The 17,905-nt window shown below is 53.2% G+C and carries 19 protein-coding genes; 9 read left to right on the plus strand and 10 right to left on the minus strand.

All coding sequences use genetic code 11. From position 1 onward, the window contains the following. Positions 1 to 62 precede the first annotated feature (62 nt). From F3F93_RS07515 to trmB, 5 genes are all read right to left on the minus strand, one after another. A complete protein-coding gene (locus tag F3F93_RS07515; RefSeq protein ID WP_176958557.1) occupies positions 63 to 3,359 on the minus strand; it encodes a DEAD/DEAH box helicase in 3,297 nt (1,098 codons plus the stop codon). Further along, positions 3,352 to 5,334 carry an excinuclease ABC subunit UvrB gene (uvrB, locus tag F3F93_RS07520; RefSeq protein WP_176958558.1) on the minus strand — a complete coding sequence of 661 codons (1,983 nt, stop codon included), beginning with the start codon at positions 5,332 to 5,334 and terminating at the stop codon, positions 3,352 to 3,354. Before uvrB ends, F3F93_RS07515 begins: the two co-directional genes overlap by 8 nt. A 136-nt stretch (positions 5,335 to 5,470) precedes the next feature. Next, complete coding sequence (locus F3F93_RS07525) at positions 5,471 to 5,794, minus strand: hypothetical protein (RefSeq protein ID WP_176958559.1); 324 nt, start codon at positions 5,792 to 5,794, stop codon at positions 5,471 to 5,473. Between the two features lie 194 nt (positions 5,795 to 5,988). Continuing rightward, entirely contained in the window at positions 5,989 to 6,285 is a 297-nt protein-coding gene (locus F3F93_RS07530; RefSeq protein ID WP_176958560.1) for a hypothetical protein, read from the minus strand. 123 nt (positions 6,286 to 6,408) lie between these two features. Beyond that, entirely contained in the window at positions 6,409 to 7,110 is a 702-nt protein-coding gene (trmB, locus tag F3F93_RS07535) for a tRNA (guanosine(46)-N7)-methyltransferase TrmB (protein ID WP_176958561.1), read from the minus strand. Between the two features lie 100 nt (positions 7,111 to 7,210). On the opposite strand from trmB, the gene F3F93_RS07540 reads away from it, so the two are divergent. Next, the gene (locus tag F3F93_RS07540; RefSeq protein WP_241697032.1) at positions 7,211 to 7,537 is read left to right on the plus strand and encodes a hypothetical protein; all 327 of its coding nucleotides are present in this window, start codon (positions 7,211 to 7,213) and stop codon (positions 7,535 to 7,537) included. A gap of 206 nt (positions 7,538 to 7,743) precedes the next feature. Continuing rightward, on the plus strand, positions 7,744 to 8,064 hold the full coding sequence (locus F3F93_RS07545) for a heavy metal-binding domain-containing protein (RefSeq protein ID WP_176958562.1): 321 nt from the start codon (positions 7,744 to 7,746) through the stop codon (positions 8,062 to 8,064). 114 nt (positions 8,065 to 8,178) lie between these two features. Here the strand turns inward: F3F93_RS07545 and F3F93_RS07550 are convergent, their stop codons facing one another. Together F3F93_RS07550 and F3F93_RS07555 are read right to left on the minus strand one after the other, a co-directional pair. Next, positions 8,179 to 8,733: a DJ-1 family glyoxalase III gene (locus tag F3F93_RS07550; RefSeq protein WP_176958563.1), complete on the minus strand. Its 555-nt coding sequence runs from the start codon at positions 8,731 to 8,733 to the stop codon at positions 8,179 to 8,181. Between the two features lie 3 nt (positions 8,734 to 8,736). Continuing rightward, positions 8,737 to 9,681, minus strand: a complete 945-nt coding sequence (locus tag F3F93_RS07555; RefSeq protein ID WP_176958564.1) for an anthranilate phosphoribosyltransferase — start codon at positions 9,679 to 9,681, stop codon at positions 8,737 to 8,739. Positions 9,682 to 9,722: 41 nt separating this feature from the next. Between F3F93_RS07555 and F3F93_RS07560 the strand changes: the two genes are divergently transcribed. Next, positions 9,723 to 10,415 (plus strand): type 1 glutamine amidotransferase, encoded by a 693-nt coding sequence (locus F3F93_RS07560; RefSeq protein WP_176958565.1) that lies wholly within the window; start codon positions 9,723 to 9,725, stop codon positions 10,413 to 10,415. Between the two features lie 152 nt (positions 10,416 to 10,567). After that, positions 10,568 to 11,731, plus strand: a complete 1,164-nt coding sequence (locus F3F93_RS07565) for a PilZ domain-containing protein (protein ID WP_176958566.1) — start codon at positions 10,568 to 10,570, stop codon at positions 11,729 to 11,731. Between the two features lie 131 nt (positions 11,732 to 11,862). On the opposite strand, the gene F3F93_RS07570 is transcribed toward F3F93_RS07565, so the two are convergent. The 3 genes from F3F93_RS07570 to F3F93_RS07580 form a co-directional block, all read right to left on the minus strand. Then, the gene (locus F3F93_RS07570; RefSeq protein WP_176958567.1) at positions 11,863 to 12,357 is read right to left on the minus strand and encodes a single-stranded DNA-binding protein; all 495 of its coding nucleotides are present in this window, start codon (positions 12,355 to 12,357) and stop codon (positions 11,863 to 11,865) included. Between the two features lie 219 nt (positions 12,358 to 12,576). Further along, positions 12,577 to 13,125 carry a thioredoxin family protein gene (locus tag F3F93_RS07575; protein ID WP_176958568.1) on the minus strand — a complete coding sequence of 183 codons (549 nt, stop codon included), beginning with the start codon at positions 13,123 to 13,125 and terminating at the stop codon, positions 12,577 to 12,579. 150 nt (positions 13,126 to 13,275) lie between these two features. After that, positions 13,276 to 13,650: a SirB2 family protein gene (locus tag F3F93_RS07580; RefSeq protein ID WP_176958569.1), complete on the minus strand. Its 375-nt coding sequence runs from the start codon at positions 13,648 to 13,650 to the stop codon at positions 13,276 to 13,278. Positions 13,651 to 13,775: 125 nt separating this feature from the next. On the opposite strand from F3F93_RS07580, the gene F3F93_RS07585 reads away from it, so the two are divergent. The 5 genes from F3F93_RS07585 to F3F93_RS07605 all read left to right on the plus strand — a co-directional run bounded on the left by F3F93_RS07585 (position 13,776) and on the right by F3F93_RS07605 (position 17,754). After that, positions 13,776 to 14,672, plus strand: coding sequence for a delta-class carbonic anhydrase (locus tag F3F93_RS07585; protein ID WP_176958570.1), 897 nt, complete (start codon positions 13,776 to 13,778; stop codon positions 14,670 to 14,672). A 246-nt stretch (positions 14,673 to 14,918) separates the two neighbouring features. Next, positions 14,919 to 15,431, plus strand: a complete 513-nt coding sequence (locus F3F93_RS07590; RefSeq protein WP_206675394.1) for a Rab family GTPase — start codon at positions 14,919 to 14,921, stop codon at positions 15,429 to 15,431. Next, positions 15,428 to 16,471 carry an HD domain-containing phosphohydrolase gene (locus F3F93_RS12745; protein ID WP_176958571.1) on the plus strand — a complete coding sequence of 348 codons (1,044 nt, stop codon included), beginning with the start codon at positions 15,428 to 15,430 and terminating at the stop codon, positions 16,469 to 16,471. Before F3F93_RS07590 ends, F3F93_RS12745 begins: the two co-directional genes overlap by 4 nt. Before the next feature lie 217 nt (positions 16,472 to 16,688). Next, positions 16,689 to 17,219, plus strand: a complete 531-nt coding sequence (locus tag F3F93_RS07600; RefSeq protein WP_176958572.1) for a DinB family protein — start codon at positions 16,689 to 16,691, stop codon at positions 17,217 to 17,219. A gap of 25 nt (positions 17,220 to 17,244) precedes the next feature. Beyond that, positions 17,245 to 17,754, plus strand: coding sequence for an ORF6N domain-containing protein (locus F3F93_RS07605; protein ID WP_347239225.1), 510 nt, complete (start codon positions 17,245 to 17,247; stop codon positions 17,752 to 17,754). The last annotated feature ends 151 nt before the right edge of the window (positions 17,755 to 17,905 follow it).

Raw genomic sequence — 17,905 nt, forward strand, 5'->3', positions numbered from 1 at the left:
ACAGCACTCGCCTCTCTTTTAAGCCCGCCTGGGACAACCATACAAAATCCGACACCATCAACTTATGTCAGCGGAGAGAAGAGCATATCGAAATCTTCCGGCGTCCACAGCGCCCGATGCTCGCCACGCTCGGCATGAATACCCTCTGCCAGCTGCCTCTTCCTCTCCTGAAGTTCGAGGATCTTCTCCTCCACCGTACCTTCGGTGATCAGTTTATAGACAAAGACCGCTTTATCCTGCCCGATTCGATGCGCTCGGTCGGTCGCCTGCGCTTCAGCCGCAGGGTTCCACCATGGGTCATAATGGATGACGGTATCAGCAGTGGTGAGATTGAGACCTACACCACCGGCCTTCAGACTGATCAGAAACAGCGGCACCTCACCATTCTGAAATGATTCGATCGGTGTTTCCCGATCTCGCGTCTGACCGGTCAGTTTCGCATAACCGATCTTGCGTTTGATCATCTCCTTCTCAATCAGTGTCAGCATGGTGGTGAACTGCGAGAAGAGCAGCACCTTGCGCCCCTCCTCAATCATCTCAGGCAGCATATCAAGCAGCATCTCCAACTTGGCTGATGGCGGCGCAGTAGCAGCTTCGATACCGGAGACCAGACGCGGATCGCAACAGACCTGACGCATCTTCAGCAGTGCATCGAGCACCACAATCTGACTCTGCGCCAACCCCATCGCCGAGACCGCATCACGTACCCGCTTCTGCATTGCCAGCCGCACACTCTCATAGAGTTCTCGCTGTGCACCCTCAATCTCGATACTGCGAATCATCTCTGTCTTGGCTGGCAGCTCCAGCGCCACCTGCTCCTTGGTACGCCGCAACATAAACGGGCGAAGGCGCACATTCAGTGCATCCTGACGCGCCTGATCCCCCTGAATCTCAATCGGCTTTCTGAACAGGCGTGTAAAACCGCGCTGATCATGCAGATAACCGGGCATAAGGAAATCAAACTGCGCCCAGAGCTCACCAAGATGGTTCTCCATCGGTGTGCCGGTCATGCATATCTTGTGCGTGGCACTGAGTTTGCGCACCAGCTGTGATCCCTTGGCGCGCGGGTTTTTAATATTCTGCGCCTCATCAAGAATCAGCAGATGCCACGACTGCAGCACCAGCACATCAAAATCACGGGCCAGCAGCGGATAGGTGGTGAGCACCAGATCATAGGATGCCAGCTGTTCAAAGTGCTGAGCACGGGTCGGGCCATGCACCACCAGCACCGACAGATCAGGAGCAAACTTTTTCGCCTCCCTCCGCCAGTTATGCATCAGGCTGGTCGGAGCAATCACCAGTGCCGGAGCCTGTAGTCTGCCCTCCTCTTTCTCTTTAAGGATGTGAGCCAGCGCCTGCACTGTTTTACCAAGACCCATATCATCAGCAAGGATTCCTCCGAGCTTCATCTGCCTTAAAAACTGCAACCAGCTCAGTCCGGCCAGCTGGTAGTCACGCAGTTCAGCCTGCAGTCCCGCTGGCACACTGCATTCGGGAATTGAATCGATATTCGCCAGCTGTTTCATATGCTGCAGCCAGGCGCTGCTACTGATCTGTACCGGCACATCCGAGCTACTGAGGCTCTCCTCCAGTGCCAGCAGTTGCGGCGCACTGAGCAGTGTCTTCTCCGCTTTGTCACCGGCAAACAGATCAAGCATAAAGTGGAGAATATTGGCCACCATCTCACCCGGTGCAGAGAGGAAACGGCCATCCGGCAGTGGCAGCGGCACATGCGCCTTCTCTTTCAGTCCGGCCAGCGATTCCCGGCCCAACAGTTCAGGCTGTTGACCCACCCAGCGTCCCAGGGCGGAGATCAGATCAACCTCTTCACCATCGGCCAGTTTCACAGTCAGTGATGCCTGTCCCATCAGGCCACTGCTGGCCTGTTTTCCCTGTCCCTGATTGATATCAAGTTGCCAGCCCGTGGCATGCTCAACATGAAACGAGAAATTGTCGGCGATATCGATCTTGAAACCCTTCTCCTGCAGCTCAGGAATCTCATAGAGCATCCATTCAGGCCAGTAACTCTCATCCTCAAGGGTGAACATCTGTGCTTCAAAATCATAGAGTTCCGCCAGCCTGTGATCAGGCAACGAGATCAAACCTGCCTCATCCAGTGCTTCAAAAGCAGACTGCTCCACGGCCAGATCACGATGATAATCGATCACGCGGTCACCTCTGATGGCACGGATCGATTCAGGGTTGCTGCTCCACGGCGCTTTTTTGCCGTCGTAATCGAAGATCAACTCGACAATATGGCATACATCGGGGGTGCGATGACCCCAACGCTGGGCCAGTTTTTTACTATGCAGTTTCACCAGTGGCAGCGGTTTCACCTGCCGCTGCTCATGCTTCAGACGTACCGGCCCGGGCACATCAGCAGGCAGCTGTTCAGCCACCCTGCGCATCACAGCATCGTCACAATCAAGCTCTACCGCCTGCATGTTGAGCAGAATCTCAGCCACAACCGGTGGCTGTCCGGTCTCGATCTGGCCGCAAACATTGGCCTGCAGATCGATATACCAGGGCGGTGAGGTCGGCACGATAATCTCATCCTCAGGCAGCTGCAGCGAGAGATGCTGATCCCCGCGTGAATTGAGTTTCCACTGCCACTTTCCGCCCCGCTTATCACCCCGTTTCAGCGCCTGATGATCCTTATCCCGCCAGTGACAACGTCCGGTAGAGATTGCCCGTTTAAGCACGCTCAAACCCGCTTCACCCTTAATGCGGTAGCCACGCAGGGAGGAGAGGGAGCGATCCGTTGCCACATCCCTTAAAATCTTCTCATCAACCGATAAAATATATTGCGGCACACTGTACTGCAGGATATTGCCCGCATCATAAGCCACGGCTTTGCCGTAACCGCCGGATTTGAGAAGTCTGGCGGTTACAAAGTGCAGACGAATATCCTGATCCCCGTCCGGCTCAAGAATATAGATCAACCGCTGTTTGATACTATCGGCATACTCGGTGCTCGGCGCTGATCCATCTTTGACATTCTCCAGTGCACCCAGCCACTGACCGAAGGCAAACGGGCCGATCGGGGCAGCAGCAGATTCGCCTGCATCACCCTCCAGTTCATCCATCCACTCATAGAGAACAGCAGCCACATGTTTACAATTCTCGCCCATCGGGCAGCTGCACTGGCTCTCAATCAGCGCCGCATCAGAGCGTTTGATCTGCACCTGACAGGGCAGTCGATCCTCACCGCGCACACTCGCAACCACACTTAACCCGTCATCATCAAGATCAAACTCATTGATGCGCCCCTGCTCAAAGAGCTCCTTGCCCTTTTTTGCGGTCGCTTTTCCCACCCATTCTCTGATCTCTTCTTCGCTCATTTCCGGCATCTCAGCCATAGACATGTTGCTCCTTTAACCAGATAAATTCATCGCGATATTTCGCCGCATCCTCAAAACGCAGATCGGCAGCGGCTTCGGTCATCAGCCGCTCCAGTTCAAGCATGCGCATCTTCTTCTCTTCCGCAGTTGTCGGCTCAGCCTCTGCCACCACCGGAATCTGAGCATAGTCGAGCTCATACACTGAACCGAGAATATCCTTGATCTCCGACTTCACGGTGGTTGGTGTGATGCCATGTTCGGCATTGTAGGCCAGCTGTTTTCTGCGTCGGCGCCCTGTCTCATCCATCGCCCGCTGCATCGAATGGGTGATTTTATCGGCATAGAGAATCACCCGCCCCTCAACGTTGCGCGCAGCCCGGCCAATGGTCTGGGTCAGTGAACGCTCAGAGCGCAGGAAACCCTCTTTATCGGCATCGAACACCGTCACCAGCGCCACTTCCGGAAGATCGAGCCCTTCGCGCAGCAGATTGATACCGATCAGCACATCAAATACCCCGAGCCTGAGATCACGCAGAATCTCCATGCGCTCCACGGTATCGATATCCGAATGCAGGTAGCGCACCTTCATATTGAGATTATTCAGATATTCAGTCAGATCCTCAGCCATACGTTTGGTCAAACATGTTGCCAATACGCGGTAACCGGCAGCAATCACCTCCCCTGCCACGGAGATGAAATCATCCACCTGTGTCGTGGCAGGACGCACTTCGATCTCCGGATCGACAAGACCGGTCGGTCGGATAATCTGCTCGACAATCACACCTTCGCACTTCTCCAGCTCGTAGTTGCTCGGGGTCGCCGAGACATAGATCGCCTGCGGCACCACCGCTTCAAACTCATGAAACTGCAGAGGCCGGTTATCCAGTGCCGAGGGTAGCCGGAAACCGAAATCAACCAGAGTCTGTTTGCGTGAACGGTCACCTTTGAACATGCCACCGATCTGCGGCACGGTGACATGCGACTCATCGAGCATCACCAGCGCATTATTGGGCAGGTAATCGAGCAGTGTCGGTGGCGCTTTACCCTCTGGGCTGCCGGTCAGATGGCGTGAGTAGTTCTCCACACCCGTGCAGTAACCCACCTCCTGAATCATCTCCAGATCAAAGATGGTGCGCTGCTCCAGCCTTTGCGCCTCCACCAGCTTGTTCTGATCATAGAGCTCGGCCAGTCGTTCAGCCAGCTCATCACGAATCGCATCCATCGCTTTAACCAGCTGGTCGCGTGGTGTAACAAAGTGGCTTTTGGGGAAAACGGTATATTTATGCATACTTTCGATGCGCCTACCGGTAAGCGGATCAAAGCTGGAGATGGCATCCACCTCATCACCGAAGAACTCAACGCGCACAGCAAAATCCTCGGCATGGGCCGGAAAGAGTTCAAGCACATCACCGCGCAGACGGAAGGTGCCACGATGAAAATCGATATCGTTACGCTGATACTGCAGCTCCACCAGCTTGTTCACTGCAACACGCTGATCCACCTCTCGGCCGACCTCGAAGTAGAGCAGCATGCCGGCATAGGCTTCGGGACTACCCAGACCATAAATACAGGAGACAGAGGCGACAATAATCACATCCTCACGCTCCAGCAGTGCCCGTGTAGCGGCATGGCGCATGCGGTCGATCTGCTCATTGATCGCACTATCCTTCTCGATATAGGTATCACTTGAAGGCACATAGGCTTCCGGCTGATAGTAGTCGTAGTAGGATACGAAATACTCCACGGCATTGTTGGGGAAGAACTGTTTGAACTCACCATAGAGCTGGGCTGCCAGTGTCTTGTTTGGAGCCATGATCAGGGTCGGCTTCTGGGTACGCTCAATGACACAGGCCATGGTGTAGGTCTTACCCGAACCGGTGACACCCAGCAGCGTCTGGTGACGGCTACCTGCCTCAACACCCCTGACAAGCTCTGCAATCGCCTGTGGCTGGTCACCACGTGGCTCGAAATCTCCGGCAAGTTCAAAACGCATCAGGCAACTATAACCCCGAAGATAGAGGACGCCAGCCCCGTTTTAAGAAAGCCATAAAAAAGGGACTTTCCGAAGAAAGCCCCAACGCATTTATTCTATCTCAGATTCAACCCTGCATCATAAAATGCAGCGATTATTATCTGCTGCTGGAACGCTTGCGCATTTCTGCGGCTCTCTCCAGGCGCTCTCTTGTAGCGTTTTTGGCCTTTTCAGGCTTCTCGCCATGATGACGTTCCTTTGAAGCTGAGTCTCTGCTGCCGTCATCGCGATGTTTATTCTTATACTTGTTACTCTTCTCGTAGTGTTTTTCGCGATCTTTATCCCTATTTTTCTCATATTTCATCTTCTCTTTGTATTTATTACTGTTCTCGAAGCGGTTTTTGTCAGGATCAGCCATCGAGGGGGCTGCATTGACACTGATCGCAAACACCATCGCCAGCATAGATAGCAGATATTTCATTATTCTCTCCTTGTTTAACTTATCATCTCAAATATATCCCACGCTTCAGACTAGCCGGACAACGGCTGCACAGAAGCAATATTTCTGCTCCACATGGTGCAGATAACACAACCCGAAGCAGTGCATCGCATCACATGATGACAATAAAAAAGGCCCCGCTATTGCGGGGCCTGATAACACTCAAACCATGATCATCAGTAAAACGGCCACCAGTCCGGAAAGGTGCGGTCTGCATTGGCAGGGGTATTGCGATTGTCAGGGCGACGCACATCGCGGGTGTCTACGCCATTGCGCTGATAATCACGCTTGTCAGATTTGGCCTTGCTGCTGCTGTCACTGCCACGCTTATCTCTACTGCGATCATCACTTCGCTTATCTTTGCTGCGGCTATCGCTGCTGCGCGAGTCATTGCTCTTGGAGTCGGCCATAGCCGGTGCCACGTTCAGCGACAGCGCAAACAGCATAGCCAGAACCATTGTAAATCGTTTCATAATCTCTCCTCCATTCTGTTCAGCAACTGTGCACAACCACTACCAAGCAAGTTACTATCAGCGCTGATACTGAGCAGGCCGGCAGCAACTGCAATTATTTAAAACACCCCTGCAGGGTGATTTTCACGCTTTAACGTAGTGCAGGAACTGACTGATGCGTCCGGCTTTGATACCGCGCTGTTCGAACTTGGTCTCGGGACGATCTGCATCACGCTCAATAAAACCGCCGATGCCCGCCACATTGGTCAATCCCGGTGTGGCATCGAGAATATCACGCATCCACTCTGCCAGATCGGGTTTGTCGGTCGCCAGTTTGATAAAACCACCCGGCTTCAGACGCGTCACCATCAGGGCTGCAAAATCTTTCTGGATAATACGGCGTTTATGGTGGCGTGCTTTCGGCCATGGATCGGGATGATTTACAAAAATACCGTCGAGCTGCTCCTCTGCCACCTGATTGGTCAATACAAACTGGGCAGGCAGCTGGGTAATCCGGCAGCGCTCAATCAAACCGGCATCATCCATGCGACAGACTGCTTTGGCGACACCCGGCAGATAGATCTCAACACCGATCAGCAACCAGTCGGGATGGTTTTGCGCCAGATGCACGAGGAAATCACCATTGCCAAATCCGATCTCCATCACCACAGGAGCACCTTCTGGCAGATCAGCCTGAGCCAGCGTTTTCTCTTTTGGCAGGCCGATCACTGGCAGCCACTTAAGCAGCCGCGCCTCCTGACCTTCAGTCACAAACCCGTTTTTGCGCCCGTGTGTACGCATCTCATGTTGAATAAATTGATCACGGAACTCTTTGGACAATCGCATGGGGCGCATGGTACGGCCTGAACTTCGTTAGCCAACAGAAAACTGACTTGGGGATGTCACAATTACGTGTAATATTCGAAAAAACTTCAGGAGATTACCGATGTTAAGAAAAACTATGTTTGCAGCCGCAGCAGTAATGTGCGCTTGCGGATCGGCAGCCGCTGCCGAATACGCCTATATCATTGATCACGGCACACCGGGTGTTATCTCCAGTGAAAGCAAGATGGCACGTATTGTTCTGATTGGCTCCGGTGACTGCAGCAACATCCCCTATGAGGTGATTACCGATGGTGTAAAATCACTCTCGGGCACGATGAACCTCAGCAAGCCTCTCTCACTTCCTCTGGATCTGACTACGGTGGGACTCTCCTGCTCAGCTGAAGGGGTAAAAGCAGTGATCAACCGTAAGGGTGACGGGCTCTTTTAACCTGAGATCATCTCCATCAAAATCATCAACCCTACAATAAAGAGCAGACCTATGATGATCTGTAATCTTTCAAACCATACTGTGTCCATGTTCACCTTCTTTGACTGGAATGAAGTGAACATAACTGTTGAAAATGACATACTTATGACATCTGATTTGGAATCTTTAAAGATCCTCTGAAAACAGGATAATAAAAAGGAGCTACTATGCTGTTAAGTACTACCCCCACCATCGAAGGCAAAAGCATCAGCGACTACAAAGGTGTTGTTGTCGGAGAAGCAATTCTCGGTGCCAATATCTTCCGTGACCTCTTTGCAGGCATCCGCGATATCGTCGGTGGCCGTTCAGGCGCCTATGAGAAGGAGATGGCCAAAGCACGTGAGATCGCCTTTACTGAAATTGAGGCGCGCGCTACCGAGCTTGGTGCCAATGCCATTGTCGGCATCGATCTCGATTATGAGGTGGTCGGCAAGGATGGCAGCATGATGATGGTCAGCATCAGCGGCACCGCAGTAACACTTTCATAATTCTTAACCACAGAGGCAGAGAGGATTGAATAGCAGTTTTCTTTGTCTGTTTGCCCCCCCGGAGGATGATCTCTTTCGCAAGGGAGGTTCACCTGCTGCCTTTGTGGTTACTGATTAAGCAACAATAGAGGCTCGAATCTCTTCAGCTTTTGCCTCACCGCACAGCCGCGCAATCAGGCGCAGGGAGAAGGCCACGGCTGTTCCTGCGCCACGGCTGGTGATGAGAAACTCATCCTCAACCACAATCTCATCCACATAGAGCGATGAGGGCTGCAGCGCCTCCATCTCGGCCTGACATGCAGGATAGGAGGTGACCTTTTTGCCTGCCGTAATGCCGTAAGCGGCCAGTGCAGTCGGTGCAGCACAGATCGCCGCAATGGTTTTTCGTTCTGCATGCATACGTTCAACCACAGCTTTCACATGGACATCATCACGCAACAGATGCGCATTGGGCAGGCCACCTGGCAGCACCACCATGTCCCAATCCCGGTTCACCACCTCAGGCAGTGCCGCATCAGCCGCAATGGTAATGTTGGAGCGCCCCACTACCGCCGCGCCATCCAGACTTGCCGTGCAAACCGCAATCCCGGCCCGTCTGAGCAGATCCACCACCGCGACAAACTCAACCTCTTCAACACCTGTGGTAAATGGAACCAGTACGTTTATCATAAGTTACTCCTCTCTCCAGCTATCGGGAAATCTTCCCGATGATGCCCAGCGCATCGCCTCCAGCATACGTGTGACGACTACGGCCTCACGCCCCTCCAGTGGTTGATGCAACATGGCGACAGACTCCCTCTGCAGTGCATGCAGATCCATCACCTCTCGCGGATAGGGCTGCAGCCCGGCCTCTGCAAAGGAGATTTGAGTGATCTGATCGCCCTGCTGATTTACAACCAGCTTCTGGCGATCGGCATAGAGTTCAGGCTCCCCTTCTGCCCCCATAAAGATCAGCGAGCGCTGTTGCCCGAGCAGGCTGTTGGCACCTGCCATGTAATCGGCATAGGGGGTATGAAAAAAGCCGTTGAGCTGGCCGCTACAGCGCAGCGGATTCAGCAGCCGCGCCACAGAGTTGGCGAAGGAGCGAACACCAAGCCTTGGCCGCAGGCCATAGATGCGCATCAGATCAGGGCAAAGCTCTGCCAGATCAGTGTAAACAATGCCGTCAGCTGCCAACAACGTGGCAGCCTCAGCCAGTGACGCAGCTCGCTGCACTCCCGCCTCTCTGAGCACCTGCCATGCGGTGATGCGCCCATCGATCTCTTCAACGCCATGCACAAACACCGGAATCCCGGCATCACGCGCCTGCAGTGCAGCCGCCAGATAGGCGTGGGCTGCCCTGCGTTTACCGGCATAACAGGGCAGATCAACCGCCCCTGCCGGTGCAACAGCAGTGCCGAAACCATCGATATGCAGACGTGCTGCCTCAACAAAGCCGGCCAGCTCATCCGAGCACTCCCCCTTCATACGCTGGGCAATCAGGAAGGCACCGAGCTGCAACTGATCGGCATCCGTTGCCAGAAGCTGGTCAAAAACAAGCCTTGCCTCCTGCTGAGTGAGGTTCTGTGAGCCGTTTTTTCCGCGTGCCACGCGCGAGATCAGGGGTGAGATATCCATGTGCGACTTGTACCACATCACCCAGTCGCTATGCTAGCAACATGCACTTTCTCGTGATGCAACATCTCGATATCGAACCGCCCGCCCTGATCGGTGAGGTGATTGCAGCAGCAGGCCACAGCCTGACCACGATTCACCTCGATCAGGGCGAGCAACTGCCCGCTTCAGTCAGAGCATTTGACGGCTGTATCATCATGGGTGGCCCGCAATCGGCCAATGATCAGAGCGCATATATCCAGGCTGAACTGGCATGGGTTAAAGAGGCTATTGCAGCAGAGCTACCGATGCTCGGCATCTGCCTCGGTGCCCAGATTATGGCCAGAGCTGCCGGTGCTGTTATCACCCCATCACCTGCCCGTGAACTGGGCTGGTTTCCGGTTTATCATACCGTTGAAAATGACCCCCTCTTTGCCGCTATGCCCGAAGGGATGGCGGTATTCCAGTGGCATGGAGAGACCTTCTCACTAACCGATGCCATGACCCTGATCGCCACGCACCCACAGGTGCCGGCACAGGCCTTCCGGCTGGGCAGAGCCCAGTATGGCCTGCAGTTTCATATTGAGGTGAGCGAAGCAATCATCGAGATGTGGATTGCCCATGGTGAGAGTGAACGTGAAGCCCTCGGCATTGAAGGCATCAGCCTGCTGCACAGAGAAACATCACTCTATCTCGCCGCCATGCAGCAGTTCTGCAGGGCGATGGTCGGAAACTGGTTAACAGAGATTCAACGTTAACAGCCAATACGGCCGCCTGTTTTAACCCCTGTGACCACCATCCCACGCTTTAAGCTTTGGCTGTTTTCTCCGATAATCACATTTTAGGCATATATCCTGCTTGCAGGAGAGCGAGTAGAGATCAAATCAGGGAGCGAACACTGCAATCAAGTATGAAACAGACGGCGCAATTTGCCGCCATGGTCAATGCGCTAAAGGCGATTCTCGGCGACGAGCATCCGCTGGCTATTGCCCAGTTGGCGCGTCATATCTGTCGACAGGAGCCCAGACAACCACTGGATAAAACAGTGACCACGCTTCTGCACAACGGTTACAGCATCGCCCAGCTTCTCTCTGCGCTGCTGCAGTGTGAAAGCAGACGCATGAAGAGCCTCTTCTCCGGCCACTCTGCACTGCCCCTGAAGGTTCAGATTGACGATCTGCGCCAGACCATCCACGCCTTCAATGAGATTCAGGATACCATTATGGAGGTGGGTGAGCAGTACCTGACAGAGGCACAGGCACGCAATATTCGCGGTGCGGCGCGCCTTCCTGATAACAGTGAAGATCGCATCTCCGAATATGCCGGTCTGAGCAGAGAAGAGATTGAAACAATTCGCCAGCAGGCGATCACAGCAGCGCTGGATGTCTGGTGCAAGAGCCGCAGCATCCGCCTGTTCAACCAGTTCAGAGGCATCCCGATCAACGCCTCAGCACATCTGCTGGGTAAAGGAAAAGATAAAATCCGCATCTCACTGGATCGCGAGGTGGCCAAGGTGTTTGCCAGCCATCCGGACAAGAACAGGGCATTTTTGAGCTGCCCCAATGGTGAACAGCAGATCGCCACCTCAATCATCAAATATGAACCGGGCAGTATCACCCTGAAGCTGGAGGATGTATCCCCCTCTTATGTTGAAAAACGGCGTAATCTTGGTGTGCAGGTGGCTGATAACATCCGGGTAAAACTCTCCTGCAAAGGCAGAAGCAGGGGCACGGCTCAACTCTATGACCTCTCGATCAGTGGCTTTGGTTTTATTGTCCAACAGGGCAGCGACACACCGGTGCCCGGTAGTGGTGAGGAGCTCGATTGTGAGTTTATATTAAGCGGCGAGAGAGTCAGGGCAAGCGGCTGGATACGCTGGCAGCAGAATCATGAGGGCATGTTGCGTCTGGGTATGGAGCTCAAATCGGATCGCGGCCTGCAGCAGATGCTGCAGCAGGAGATCTTCCGCCTGCAGCGCTCCATTATTGTGGCCATGAATGAGATTGATATCCCCAAAGAACTGCGTGATGCACTACCGTCAACCGGCATGCCTTCGCCTCCGGAAGCAACGTAGCCCTGCTTTCCCCACTATACTTTTAAGGATACTCTGAAAAAGTCAGAGTATCCTTCATAGCAACTCAATGCTTTTAACAAAAAAGGGGCTCCCATCGGGAGCCCCTTTTGCATGTAACGTATAAATCGATTTCAAAACGGGATATCGTCGTCGATAGGGATATCACCGAAGTCCGGTGCACTGGCAAATGGATCGTTGCCGCGTGGAGCACTGCCACCGCCACCGCCGCCATGCGTCGGGAAACCACCGCCCTGTGAAGGAGCCGCTGGTCGTGCACTGCCGCCACCTGCCCCGCCACCAACACCACCACCGAGCATCTTCATCTCGTTGGCACGGATCTCTGTAGTGTACTGATCCTGTCCCTCTTTATTGGTCCATTTGCGGGTCTCGATCTTGCCCTCAATGTAAACGCGGGCACCTTTGGTCAGGTACTGGTTGGCAATTTCACCCAGACGACCCCAGAGCGTGACACGATGCCACTCGGTCTTCTCCTGCTGCTCACCATTGCGGTTCTTGAACTTTTCGGTAGTCGCCAGGCGCAGGTTACAGACACAGGTACCATCCTGTGTATAGCGTGTTTCCGGGTCAGCCCCCAGATTTCCAATCAAAATCGCTTTATTCAGCATATTATCCCTCTCTCAAAAAACAGGTGTGTGACACTATGACAGCACCCTCGAAATGCAATCCTGAAATTTCAACTTGCAACATCGTCATCCTCACTTCCAGAACGGAAGTGAGGAGCAACAGTTTACTTCGCACACCGTTGATCGGTAAGACAGATCAAAACCACGTTTTTTGTGTGCCGACAACTGAGAGATGCAGGAAGCATCTGTTCCGCGCTCAATTTATTTCCACTTAATCGAGCAGCCGATGGTCGGATGCTGCGGCTGCGGTGCATTCTCATCCGCAACAAGCAGTTCGGCTGCAGCAAGCAGCTCATGACGGGTCACCTGCTCTTCACTCTTCCAGTAGTCATCGATGCGACCGTGGTAGTAGAGCCTGCCATCTGCATTAAACATATAGAGATCAGGAGTGCACTGGGCATCAAAGGCACGGGCAGCATCCTGCGTCTCATCAGCCAGATAGGGGAAATCGATACCCCACTCAGCGATCTTCTCAGCCATCGCAGGCACGCCGTCAGCCGGATAGTCGGGATGGATATTGGGATTCACTGCAACGGTATTGATACCCATCTTTTTCAGCGTAGCCGCCAGACGGATCAGGCGTGGCCAGACGGCAATCGCATAGGGGCAGTGGTTACAGGTAAAAGCCACCAGCAACCCCTTCTCGCCCAGCTGTGATGCCAGCGAAACATCACTGCCGTCCACATCCTTAAGATTGATCTCCGGCATCTGCCAACCGGAATCCACATGTATTGAAGCAACCAGAGCCATCATTCACCTCTTCATATATAAGTTTAAAGGCAAAAGCGTGATTTTGCCTTTACGCACAGAATCAGGCACATACCGTGCATGATTCTGGCAGGTTGTCCACGCCTGCCCGGATACGCCGACCTCTTCAGAGTATCCGTTACCTGCTTTCAGTTAAAACGGTACTGCTACCATACCGCGTGCCAGCAGCATCAGGTAGGCAAAGGTGGCAACAGCGGCAATAAAACAGCCCCTCTTGACCACTCTGCCACGCCCATACTTCAACGCCACGGCACCAAGCACAATATACAATAGCAGCCCGCCAATCTTGGCTGCCAGCCAGTGTGAATCAAGTGGCGAAATATCGAGCAGAAATGCCATGATAATACCGGCGGCAAGCAGCAGCGAATCAACACTGTCAGGCAGCGTACGGCGTAAAAAGCGGCTCTTCAGCGGTCTGCCGACCCACATCATCACGCCACGCCAGAGAAAGAGTGAGATCGAGATCACTGCGCAGCCGGCATGAATTGGAAAAAGTATAGAGATCAAATCTGCCCCGTTTTATCGGTGTAATTATTCCGCCTTAAAGCATCTTGCGGATTGAAGGTGCTGCACTATATTACATCCTTGCCGGCATTTCAGCCGGTTTAATCGAATTTCTGGGAGGAATTATTATGAAGCACATTGCTATCGCAATGGCAGTCAGTGCCCTTTTGGCTGCACCAGCGTTTGCTGGAGATCACGGTGGGCACGGAAACAAACATGGCGCAGCAGATGCCGCAGCACACGGCCCTGTTGCCGATAAAGTGATTGCCGCACAGCGCAAAGCACTTGCCAAGAGCACCAAAGGCGCAGGTTTCGGCCCGCAGTCCCCACGTGACATCGACAGCGCCGCAGGCAACAACAACCGCATCTTCAGTGAGGCACCAGCCTCTACAACGATGAACCTCTGCAACATCCATTTCCACAAAAATGCTGAGCATAAAGGTGGTGAGTTCACGATCTACGCTGGCAATGGCGATGGTCATGGTTACCAGAGCGGTTACCGTTACGACACTGCCAAGCTGAGCGCAGCTGAGCTGGCTCCAACCAAGCATGAGATCTGCCCGAGTGCACACGGTTCACTCTCTCCAGGCGATACCATCGAGGTTCACTACGTTCACTCTACTGCTCAGATCAAACCGGGCCCAACACTGGGTTCCTGCCTGAGCGAGTCTATTGGTAACCCGCAGCTGCGCGTTGAGACTCAGGTATATGTTCTGGTTAACGACAAACATGCTGCAAACTTCAAGGATCTGGCTGCACACAAGAAAGTTAACGGTCTGCACCAGCCAACCGGCATCCCATCCAACACCGGTACACCTGTTCAGTACGAAGGCTCTACCACCGGTCCTGGCTACAACGAGAAAGGTTCTCCGTATCAGGTATCATGGAGTGTTCGTCCACAGGTTGCCAAAGTTAACATCGACTCTGTTGGCAAGTGGTGCAAAGGCAACACCTTCAACGAAGATCACGCACACGGTGTTCGCAACCTCGTGCAGAACAAAAATCTTCTCTCTACCATCGACTAATCAGCCCAACAGCTGCTTAGTTTAGCTAAGATCAAAGCCGTCTCCGCAAGGAGGCGGCTTTTTTCGCTCAATTAGAACAAAACAAACCATTTTATTTCTGCTATGATCCCCATGTAGGAGTGAGCATGCTGCAACGGATGACACCTAACAACCCATGCATAAGTCGCGACGTACTTGCGCAGGCTTCCGGATTTTCTGCCAATCGCAAATCCATCGGTCACAACACTCTCTTCAGCTCAACGCTTTATGATGATCTCTAAAAAAGTATGCATGCTCGGCTCATTCGCGGTTGGCAAAACCAGTTTGATCCGCCGTTTTATCGTCAGCATCTTCGAGGAGAAGTATCAGACCAGCGTTGGCGTTAAAGTCGATAAAAAGCAGATCACCATTGATGACAAACAACTGAACATGATGCTCTGGGATCTGGCTGGCGAGGATGCCTTCAACACCCTGCAGCAGAATTTCCTGCGCGGCAGCTCCGGTTTTATTCTCGTTGCCGATGGCACACGTCAAAGTTCGCTTGAAAAGTCACTTGAGCTCTATCAACGCATACGCCCCGACTACCCTGAGGCTGCATTTGTTCTGGTCTTGAATAAGGTGGATCTCCAGGAGAGCTGGCAGGTTTCAGATGAACAGCTGCGGGCACTGCGAGCCGATGGCTGGCAGATATTCCTCACCAGTGCCAAAACCGGTGAGCAGGTCGAGTTATTATTCGAGCAGCTGGGGCGTCTGATGCTTCATCAGGAGATTGCAACGTGAAGAGCACTCTGCAATCACTCTTCTCCAGCATGGATATACTGCTTCTGGAGCGCATTGCTGAAGGTCGTTTTCGTGTGCTGGCTCCCCCACCGACGTGGACAGGTAAGCTCACTCAAACCGGGTTCAAGGTTGGAAGTGAGGTCTCACTGAGTGAGGATTTCTTTGTACTCGATACATTCTTTCCCGATGCCGAAGATCTCTGGAACAGCAGCAAAGAGGGAACGATTAACTGTGATCCATGGATTCAGTGCGACGAAGAGGGGCAGGAGTGGCCACTGGCTGCGCGGGCAATCCACTCTAATGGTAAACCGCTACTATTGCTGGAACATCTGGGTGAGTCATATACCCGCCAACAACAGATGCACCAGCTGGCACGCGAAAGTATGCTCAGCAAAGATGAACTGGAGTTGGAGGTGCATCGCCGCACTGCCCTGATTCGCAAGGGTGAGGAGGAGCTGGCACACCGGCTGCTGGATGTATCCAACTGGCGCGATGAGGAGACTGGTGCCCATATCCGCCGTATCGGTCTCTATTCAGAACTTATGGCCAAGGCTTTAGGCTGGAGCTTGCAAGATGTAGATAACATCCGTCTTGCTGCTCCCATGCATGATATCGGCAAGGTTGGCATTCCCGATTACGTGTTGTTGAAACCCGGCAGGCTGGATGCTGAAGAGCGCAGAATCATGGAGCGCCACGCTTATATCGGTGGTGAGATGCTTAAAGGTAGTGAGATTCCGATGATTGAGATGGCCCACCAGATCGCCATTGGCCATCATGAGAAGTGGAATGGAAAGGGCTATCCCAATCAGCTTTCCGGCAGTGACATCCCCATTGCGGCCCGCATTGTCGCAATTGTTGATGTCTATGATGCTCTCTCTTCCGAACGAGTATACAAACCGGCCTGGCCAGAAGATGAGGTTCTTGCCTATCTGCGCAAAGAGCGTGGATCCCATTTTGATCCTGAGCTGATCGATCTTTTTTTTGAACTGCTTCCCGAGATGCGCAACATCCGCCTCCTGTTACCGGATAAGAAGGGTTGAACGGCAATTTGATCTAAACAATCGGAAGCCGCCTTTTAACAGGGAGGTCTTTCTGTATTCGTGTTATGACATACGTCCTGTATGTCACCTTGCCCCCAGGGCACCCTCTTTGCCGCAAGCAGCATTCACCTTGTCTGCGATTACTTTGTGATCGTCTCCCCCATTTGGGGAAAGCAGAGTTATTTTCTTCTGCTATACTTCCGAGAGGGGAGTGTGAATGATCGAGTATCTGCAAAACATGGCACGTTATAACCAGTGGATGAATCGCAAACTTTTTGCGAAGGTCGCCGAGTTGCCTGCTGATGCCATCGAAGAGGATCGCGATGCCTTCTTCGGCTCGATTCTCGGTACCCTCAACCATATCCTGATTGCCGATCTCTTCTGGCTGCACCGCTTTGCCACCAGCGCTAATTGCCGCGAAGCACTGGCCCACCCGCTCACCGAGTTCCCTACCCCCGCCTCACTGCGCGAAATCCTCTTTAATGATTTCTCCGAACTCACCGACAACCGCCGCGCACTCGATGGCCTGATCCTCGATTTCTCCGAAACATGGGCAGATAAGCTGCTGGCTGAGCCGATCCGCTACCGCAATATGGCAGGTGAAAAACAGCAGCGCGCTTTGGGTGAGTTATTGCAGCACTTCTTCAACCACCAGACCCACCACCGAGGTCAGGCCACCACCCTGCTCTTCCAGGCCGGCATCGACCCCGGCCCCACCGACCTGCTGGTCATGATGATGGAGGAATAACTTGAGCAGGGATTCATTGATACCCGTGGAGAGGATTCAACAATCCATCCTGCTGTTGCGCAGAGAGAGGGTCATGCTCGATTCCGATTTGGCAATACTTTACGGTGTGGAGACCGGGGCTTTGACTCGAGCTGTTCGGAGAAATATTGAGCGATTCCCCGCTGATTTTATGTTTCAGCTTTCGGTAGAGGAATTTGAATTCTTGAAATGCCAATCTGGCATATCAAGTCAGTGGGGTGGACGGCGCACGCCTCCTTATGCCTTTACCGAACAGGGCGTGGCGATGCTTTCCAGTGTATTGAGGAGCAGTCAGGCCGTGCAGGTGAATATCGAAATCATGCGCACCTTTGTACAGCTGCGTGCAATGACCGCCGACCACAAGGCGCTGGCACGACGCCTCAATCAACTGGAGTCGAAATACGACAAACAGTTTGCCGTGGTGTTCGATGCCATTCGGGGATTGATGGAACCGCCTTCACCAAAGAAACGCCCCATCGGTTTTGTGCATGGTACAGATGAGACTGAGAGGGAGTGATGAACAAAGTGAACAGTGAATTAACTAAGGATACTCTGAATAACTCGTCGATTCCTGTATAATTTCTCCGAACAGGAGGAGTTATGGATCAGTTGAGTTTTGCGGAAGCGGAATACGATCACAAGCGTCGCAAGACGCGCCGTGAGGCGTT

Origin of the sequence: Mariprofundus sp. KV (assembly GCF_013387475.1) — a bacterium.
Classification (GTDB): Bacteria; Pseudomonadota; Zetaproteobacteria; order Mariprofundales; family Mariprofundaceae; genus Mariprofundus.